Source organism: Chlorogloeopsis sp. ULAP02 (genome assembly GCF_038404745.2).
Taxonomy (GTDB): Bacteria; Cyanobacteriota; Cyanobacteriia; order Cyanobacteriales; family Nostocaceae; genus Chlorogloeopsis.
The window spans coordinates 21,794-27,940 of record NZ_JAYKTT020000051.1; the positions used below are offsets into that span (position 1 = coordinate 21,794).

7 protein-coding genes are annotated in these 6,147 nt (G+C 40.8%); 3 read left to right on the forward strand and 4 right to left on the reverse strand.

Annotated features, from left to right (window positions below):
- The first annotated feature begins 91 nt into the window (after positions 1–91).
- The 3 genes from U2718_RS17960 (at position 92) to U2718_RS17970 (ending at position 2,505) form a co-directional block, all read left to right on the forward strand.
- Positions 92–775, forward strand: a complete 684-nt coding sequence (locus U2718_RS17960; RefSeq protein ID WP_342001863.1) for a general stress protein — start codon at positions 92–94, stop codon at positions 773–775.
- Positions 776–905: 130 nt separating this feature from the next.
- A complete protein-coding gene (locus tag U2718_RS17965; RefSeq protein WP_342001861.1) occupies positions 906–1,376 on the forward strand; it encodes a BON domain-containing protein in 471 nt (156 codons plus the stop codon).
- Positions 1,377–2,112: 736 nt separating this feature from the next.
- Complete coding sequence (locus U2718_RS17970; protein ID WP_342001859.1) at positions 2,113–2,505, forward strand: BON domain-containing protein; 393 nt, start codon at positions 2,113–2,115, stop codon at positions 2,503–2,505.
- Between the two features lie 24 nt (positions 2,506–2,529).
- On the opposite strand, the gene bioF is transcribed toward U2718_RS17970, so the two are convergent.
- From bioF to U2718_RS17990, 4 genes are all read right to left on the reverse strand, one after another.
- Positions 2,530–3,708, reverse strand: coding sequence for an 8-amino-7-oxononanoate synthase (bioF, locus tag U2718_RS17975; protein ID WP_342001857.1), 1,179 nt, complete (start codon positions 3,706–3,708; stop codon positions 2,530–2,532).
- A 152-nt stretch (positions 3,709–3,860) separates the two neighbouring features.
- Positions 3,861–4,499, reverse strand: a complete 639-nt coding sequence (ruvA, locus tag U2718_RS17980; protein ID WP_289793027.1) for a Holliday junction branch migration protein RuvA — start codon at positions 4,497–4,499, stop codon at positions 3,861–3,863.
- A complete protein-coding gene (locus tag U2718_RS17985) occupies positions 4,496–5,245 on the reverse strand; it encodes a sucrose-phosphate phosphatase (protein ID WP_342001854.1) in 750 nt (249 codons plus the stop codon). Before U2718_RS17985 ends, ruvA begins: the two co-directional genes overlap by 4 nt.
- A 238-nt stretch (positions 5,246–5,483) precedes the next feature.
- A partial coding sequence (locus U2718_RS17990) for a Coq4 family protein (protein ID WP_342001852.1) occupies positions 5,484–6,147 on the reverse strand: 664 nt, incomplete at its 5' end.

Consider the following 6,147-nt stretch of genomic DNA (forward strand, 5'->3'; position numbering starts at 1 on the left):
AGCAGCTGTTTATCCTTGCGAACGATGAAATTCGATTCCAAAAAAGGGAAAACAATAATGTAAGCACAAAAACAATTGATGGAGAAGTCAAATGGTTGTAGCACAACACCAGCATCAGCGTGCAGTTGGGGTATTTTCTAACCGACGTGACGCCGAACATGCGCTTACTGAACTTAGAGATGCTGGCTTTAACATGAATAAGGTTGCTGTAATTGCCAAAGACGCAGATCGCACCGGTAGCATTGGTGGTGTTGACACTCAAGAAAATATTGGCAATAAAGCAGATGAAGGAGCCGCTGCTGGAGCAGTTACAGGTGGTATATTAGGAGGACTGACTGGTCTGCTCGTTGGTTTAGGTACTTTAGCAATTCCTGGTGTTGGCCCGATTTTACTTGCAGGAGAAATAGCTACAGCTTTGGCTACTACTGCTGCCGGTGCTGGTATTGGTGCGGCGGCTGGTGGATTAGTCGGAGCGCTGATTGGCTTGGGAATTCCTGAAGAAAGAGCTAGAGTTTACAATGATCGCATTTCCCGTGGAGATTATCTAGTCATAGTAGAAGGTACAGACTTAGAAATTCAACGTGCTGAAACTATTCTCAGAAATCGGGGTATTGAGGAGTTTGGTATTTATAATACTCCTACCGTTAATGCTACCGATGCTACTAGCCGCAGTGACTACATGAATCCTGCAACTTCCACAGTAGATACCACTCGCAGCGTTACTACTAACGATCCCAAGGTAATCATTGTTGATCGTCGAGATGAAACTATTTAGTAAAAATATAGAGTTCTTGACAATAACTCATAACTCTAAATCATGACTGAATGATTGATTTGTCAATATTTGCTCCTCAAACTTGCACATAAGTTAATTAATCGCTAAAACTTTGAACTAACAAAAAGAAATGAAGAAACTCATTCCGTTACTAATTAGTAGTGTACTGGTTGTGGGTGTGGCAGCTTGCGAAACTAACTCTAGAACTAGTACCGAAGCTCCCAGCAACGTTAATGAAAACGTCAACGCCCCAACCAAAGACACAGCTCAACAAACCCAACAAGACGCTGTTAGCGACACTCGTAAAGATCAAATTGAATCTGATATTCGGGCAAGAGAGCAACGTAACAACATTACTGGTGGCGATGCAGACAGAGCCGATGCAGATCTTGAAAGTGAGGTTCGCGGTAAATTAGAGGCAAATTTACCAGCTAGTCAGCTAACAGTTGATGCAGAAGAGGGTGTTGTCACTATTGCTGGAACAGTTCCCACTCAAGAGCAACTAAATAGAGTTCCTACCTTGGCACAAGAAATTAAGGGTGTCAAAAATGTAGATGTTAAAAATGTTAAGGTTGCTCCAGCCACACCTGCACCAAATTAACCATAACAAGGACTGAGTAAGTTTTGTTCCTTCCAAGTAATTATAATTGAGCAAGGGCTAATTGCTACACTTATTGAAGTAATGCAATTAGCCTTTAACTTTTAGATACTAATGCATAGTTAAAATTACTCCCACATTAATTATCGTTACCAGGTTCTATCTGGTAACGAGGATTTGACGCCTACAAAAGATGTGAATTTATTATTTATAGAAAAGCTAAGGAAATTATACTTTGTAATTTTCTAGACACTACGCAGGTATGTCTATCTAAATTACACCAAAATCTTAAGAAAACTAAAAGCTAAGTCACTAATTTACAAGCATCAAAGAATTATTCTTTAGAATTAAAAATTTTATCTTTAATTTATTATTGAGAGTGTAATTTGTATTGAAAAAGATGTGCGAAACAGATTTAAATTTGATAACATCAAAATCACCTTCATGAGATGACATGATGTAGCTTTGAGGCACTTGAGTCTAAGTCAAGTTAAAAATAGTTAATCTCTGCACATCTGTACTCATTGGTAGTCTAACTACAGTTAAAGCAGAACTTCTGTAAACTGAATGAAATATTTTCGGTAGCAAGAAGTTATTTTAGCTGAGATTTTGAGCTACATAAGTGTATTGTTCATTACTTATGTCATGTTTGTTTTGACATTTTTAGATTTGCTCCTCAACGTCAAATTCAAAACCAAATAAATTTCATCGCCTCAAATATCTAATCAGGAGTAAAAAAATGAAAGGGCTAATCCCGTTTTTGATGACTGCTATTATGTTAGTTGGTACACTTGGTTGTCAACAAGAAGCTAATAAAACAGGTTCAGAGACTCCTAAAACTACACAAGCGCCAGCAAAAAATGCTAGTCAGACTAGTCAAACTGCAAAGAAAACAACGACTACTTCTAAAGCACCTACAGGCAATCTCACATCTACGGTAAATAAACATTTGAAAGAGAAATTGCCAGGTAGTAAGTTAGAAGCTGTAGATAATAAAAATGGTGCTGTCACTGTTAAAGGAACAGTTCCTTCACAAGCAGATCTCAAAAAAGTTGAACCTTTGACAAAGGAAGTTCAAGGTATCAAGACTGTGAAGGTGGAAGTAAAAGTTGAACCTGTGAAAAAGCAGTAGGGTAAAGGAACTAGGGGCTAGCACCTAGCCCCTATTTTCAAGCCAGTTGTGAAGGGATTGTATTAATTTCTCGATCTGGGCTGCTTCGTGAGTTGCCATTACAGAAATACGTATCCGACTTGTGGGAACGGTGGGGGGACGAATTGCAGGGGCAAAAATACCAGCAGATTTGAGATATTGTGATGCTTGAAGTGCATCGGCAGCACTCAGTAATTGCAAGCAAAGAATGGGTGATTCTGAAGGTAGCAATTTTTGGTTTGGTAAGTGTTTTTGCATCAACTCTTTTAATTGGGCTACATTGTGCCAGAGTTGGGCATGGCGTTGTGGCTCTTTTTGTACTATATGAATTGCTGCTAATGCTGCCGCTGCATCAGCAGGTGAAAGAGCAGTGGTATAAATCCAAGTTGGGGCGCGATTTCGCAAAAAATCAATCAGGGTGGCGTTTCCGGCTACATATCCGCCTAAACTACCCAAAGCTTTACTCAGAGTTCCAATTTGGATGAGTTGTTTGCCAGTACAGCCAAAATGTTCTACACATCCTGCACCAGTTTTTCCCAAAACTCCAGTAGCATGAGCCTCATCAACTAGCAACATACAGCTAAATTCCTCAGCTAGCTCCAACAGTTCAGGTAGAGGGCATAAATCCCCATCCATGCTGAAGACGCTATCGGTAACAATCAAGCAGCGTCGGTAGTCTTGCCGCACTCGTTGTAACTCATTTTTTAAAGTTGAAATCTCACAATGAGGAAATTCAATTATGGTTGCACCACTGAGAATTGCCCCATTCTTTAAACTGGAATGATTGTACTGATCAGCTAAAATTAAATCTCGCTTTCCAACTAAAGCAGTTATTGTCCCTAAATTTGCCAAATAACCCGAACTAAAAACCAGCGCATCTTCTGTTTGCTTAAGGGATGCGATCGCCTCCTCTAATTCTCTGTGTAATTTTCTGTGTCCACTGAGTAATCGAGAACCAGTACTACCAGTTCCAAATGCCTGAATAGCAGCAGTTGCGGCAGCTATTAAACGCTGATCGCCTGCTAAACCCAAATAATCATTACTGGCAAAATTAATTACCTCTCGTCCTTCTAAAAGCACTGTGGCACCTGGATGCCCGTCAATCGTTTGTACAGAACGATACCAATCCGCACGGTGAATGGTTGCTAGAGATTGTTCTATCCAAGCGTAAGGATCAGCAGCCATGTTTTAGCAGGAGAGAGTACGAGGGGGGAGACAAGGGGACAAGGGAGCACCAGAGGCAGAGGAGAAGTACCACTAACTACTAACCACTGTACGAGCGGGTTTTAACAACAATCTCTCTAGGATCATGAAATATCTAAATAAACTCGCCCCTACTAATGACTACATTCGCTACTACTAAGATGAGCGATCGCTTGTTTAATCCAGTCTTCTACATAGGCATCTTTAGGTAATCCAATATCTTCGCCCACTACGTGTAAGGCATGGCTGACTTCACTGGGAGTGTAACCCAATGCCAACAGAGTCATTTGTACTTCCTCAAGAATACCTGGTGCAGGGCCACCCGTAGCGACGAAAAATCCTGCTGTTTTGCGCCATTCAATCAACTTACTTTTCAACTCCAAGCAGATGCGCTCGGCAGTTTTTTTGCCGACGCCAGGAGCTTGAATTAATAATTGAATGTTGCCAGTAATAATTGTTTGAACTAATTCTGGTAATTCTAGAGTGTCTAATAAGGCGATCGCCAAAGCTGCACCAATGCCACTCACACTCAACAAGTGGCGAAACACATCACGTTCTCCAGGCGACGCAAAGCCATATAAAAATGGCATCTCCTCTCGAATTTGGTAATGGGTAAATACTTGTACTTCGCCTCCCGACTCTGGCAACTGCTGTGCCATTCGTGCCGGAATTTGTAAGTCATACCCGATACCATTGACTTCGAGAGTGAGAATATAGCGATTACCGCCATGTTTCTGGATGCCTGCGACGATACCTTTAAGATAGCTAATCATTCTATGAGTCCAAAATATCGTAAACCTTCAATAATTCCGCCCGCACAGAAATTCTTTGCCAGGTAGCGGCGATCGCCAGGATTCTCATTGTGCCATTCGAGTAGCTCTGGGCGAGCATTCCCGACAATGATTCCTCGTTCGTTGCCTGCGGCGAATAAAGCAATATCATTGCCAGAGTCACCACAGACGACAGTTTGCTCTGCTAAAAATTTCCATTCTTGACGGAGAAATTGTACTGCCTGACCTTTATCGCTCCTGTGAGGCACAATGTCAAGGTCTATACCGCTACTATAGATTAACTTTATATTTAGTCCACTGCTCCGTAATTCTGATTCTAACTGGGATAAAACGGTTACAGCAGCATCTTGATTTAGGAAGAAACTCACCTTATATGGACGCTGTTCTGAATCTGGTTGACGTTGTAAATCCGGAAAATTATCAGTAATAGATAATACCAATTCTCTGTCCCATCCTTGTGAAAGTTTTTCTGCCCAGGTTGAATCAAAAGTATTGCTGCCGTTGATATATATTTCTGTTCCTACAGCCAAAATCAGGGCATCTGGCTCTAAAAGATTTTTTTCTTCTTGCAATTGTTGATACAAAATTGGCGATCGCCCAGTCGCATACACAATTTTGGTACCGTGTTCTTGACGATGCCTTTGTAAGCGATCGTTCAATTCCAACAAAGCCTTGTCATCGCCTACGAGAGTATTATCTAAATCTGTTACAAATAGAAATTTAGTCACAGCAACCTCTTTTGTCAGCTTTACCATCAAAAAGTTTATGCTGTAATGGCGCTTATCTCATCTGTTTTTGGTGAATAAGCTGAATATGTGAGTAGAAGCTAGGAGGTAGAGAGGAGACACAAAGAGGGGGAGAATAACTACTAACACCAAATTGGCGAGTGGGAGTCTTGTTTCAAAACTCTGGACTAGCCTACTAATTAATAGTTTTAATCCAAAATCCACGCATTGGTATGAGCTTTTAAGTTTCAGGAAGAATGATGTTTAATGAGGTACGAACATTTTCTAGTGGCTGTTCCCACAACAAATTCCATTCAATGCCAAACAGAGGTTTAGCCTGTTTTCCCATCAGCCATCCCTTGGCGATCGCATCCATGTATTTTGTCGAAACTTCAATATCATAAATAACAGCTTTGACAAGATTTTTAGCTAATAGTGCCAACCAAAAACGCGTAAAGTATAGCTGGGCAACATAGAAAGCTTCTAATTGGATTTCTCCCAAAATATCCGTATTGCACCCGGTGACGATGTGCCAAATGTCATGGGTTTCGGTAATATGCACTCCTAAAAATTGGTAATCATTCTCTACTTGCCCTGCCTGTAAAGGTTTCAAATTATTTTCAAGCATATGTTTAGCATAGGCATATCCTAATGTGTTGGCAGGCAAACGATAGAGTTTTTGCAGATCGACATCACCCAGCCTAATACGCTTTTGAAATGCTTGTTTTCCTTGTGGGATACTAGAGAGAAATTCAATTACTTTGTGCAAGCCATGCTGATCACTGAGGGAATTTGCGAGTTTGCCAATACTCTCAAAATCCCCATCAGGTGCTTTGACAATATTTATAATGCTCTCAAGTGCGCTATCCTGCCATGCTTGCTCTAGTTGGTTACAAGAATGCATC

Coding starts and splice junctions, on each gene's coding strand:
- U2718_RS17960 (WP_342001863.1), top strand. CDS start 92: ATGGTTGTAGCACAACACCAGCATCAGCGTGCAGTTGGGGTATTTTCT.
- U2718_RS17965 (WP_342001861.1), top strand. CDS start 906: ATGAAGAAACTCATTCCGTTACTAATTAGTAGTGTACTGGTTGTGGGT.
- U2718_RS17970 (WP_342001859.1), top strand. CDS start 2,113: ATGAAAGGGCTAATCCCGTTTTTGATGACTGCTATTATGTTAGTTGGT.
- bioF (WP_342001857.1), bottom strand. CDS start 3,708: ATGGCTGCTGATCCTTACGCTTGGATAGAACAATCTCTAGCAACCATT.
- ruvA (WP_289793027.1), bottom strand. CDS start 4,499: ATGATTAGCTATCTTAAAGGTATCGTCGCAGGCATCCAGAAACATGGC.